This is a genomic window from Shigella sp. FC1544 (assembly GCF_001722145.1).
Classification (GTDB): Bacteria; Pseudomonadota; Gammaproteobacteria; order Enterobacterales; family Enterobacteriaceae; genus Escherichia; species Escherichia coli.
Genome location: NZ_MECT01000292.1, coordinates 1 through 1,479, shown reverse-complemented (window position 1 = coordinate 1,479; position 1,479 = coordinate 1). Strand labels below are relative to the sequence as shown.

The 1,479-nt window shown below is 42.9% G+C and carries 1 protein-coding gene and 2 pseudogenes; 2 read left to right on the top strand and 1 reads right to left on the bottom strand.

Features of this window, described 5'->3' with window-relative positions; genetic code table 11:
- Positions 1-165: IS1 family transposase (locus BGK49_RS27300; protein WP_047664789.1), on the bottom strand; the 165-nt coding region annotated here is incomplete at its 3' end.
- A gap of 268 nt (positions 166-433) precedes the next feature.
- Here BGK49_RS27300 and BGK49_RS31700 point away from each other — a divergent pair.
- Positions 434-529 (top strand): annotated as a pseudogene (locus BGK49_RS31700) (hypothetical protein); the annotation flags it as partial.
- Positions 530-1,479: pseudogene (locus BGK49_RS14485) on the top strand (NEL-type E3 ubiquitin ligase domain-containing protein); the annotation flags it as partial.

Sequence of the window (1,479 nt, the reverse complement as noted above, 5' to 3'; positions counted from 1 at the left end):
TTTCTGGTGCGTACCGGGCTGAGAGGCGGTGTAAGTGAACTGTAGTTGCCATGTTTTACGGCAATGAGAGCAGAGATAGCGCTGATGTCCGGCAGTGCTTTTGCCGTTACGCACCACGCCTTCAGTAGCGGAGCAGGAAGGACATCTGATGGAAATGGAAGCCACGCAAGCACCTTAAAATCACCATCATACACTAAATCAGTAAGTTGGCAGCATTACCCAAATATGAACGTACGATATTTAACTAACCGAAAAACAAAATATAGCACAGGCGAGACATTTACCATCTAAGAAAATAGTATCGTTTTTTTACAGTTAAATCAACATCACTTCCTTAAAATCAAAACAATAAATTTCAATCCTGAAACATTTTATTTTAGCTTATTATTTCCCAGTATCACATTTTATCAGGATATCCTTCTGCGAGGTTATTATGCTTCCTGTAAATAATCCCCCTCTATCCACTGGAAACGTCTCTTTTTACAGAACTACATCAATCGACAATGTTCACAATAATTATCTCTCCGAATGGGTTGAATGGACTAAAAACAGCATTTCCGGAGAAAACAGGGAAACTGCTTTTACCCGGCTCCAATTATGTCTGGAGAACAGTGAAACATCGTTGGACTTATCTTGTTTAGGTCTCAGATCTCTACCACGATTGCCTGACAATCTTAATGATATTAATGTAAGCAATAACCAACTATCAATGCTCCCCGAGCTACCAAGGGCATTGAAAGAGCTGAATGCAAGCAGTAATCAATTATCTGCACTTCCTGAATTACCAGTGTCGCTGGAATATATAAATGTGAGTGATAACCATTTGTTCGCACTTCCTGAATTACCTGCGTCACTAGAATATATTAATGTAAGTGACAATCACCTGTCTGTACTTCCGAGGTTACCAATGTCATTGGAATTACTTGATGCAGCCAGAAATGCTTTGGAAGTAATACCAGATTTTCCAGAAAGAGATGATCATATTATAAGAATATTCTGGCTTAATCAGAACCGGATCACGGCAATTCCGGAAAGCATACTTGGCCTCAGTTCTGATAGCGTTGTCAATCTTAGAGAAAATCAACTATCTCCCAGAATAATGCAAACTTTGTTACAACAAACCGCCCAACCGGACTACCACGGCCCACGGATTTACTTCTCCATGAGTGACGGACAACAGAATACACTCCATCGCCCCCTGGCTGATGCCGTGACAGCATGGTTCCCGGAAAACAAACAATCTGATGTATCACAGATATGGCATGCTTTTGAACATGAAGAGCACGCCAACACCTTTTCCGCGTTCCTTGACCGCCTTTCCGATACCGTCTCTGCACGCAATACCTCCGGATTCCGTGAACAGGTCGCTGCATGGCTGGAAAAACTCAGTGCCTCTGCGGAGCTTCGACAGCAGTCTTTCGCTGTTGCTGCTGATGCCACTGAGAGCTGTGAGGACCGTGTCGCGCTCACATGGAACAA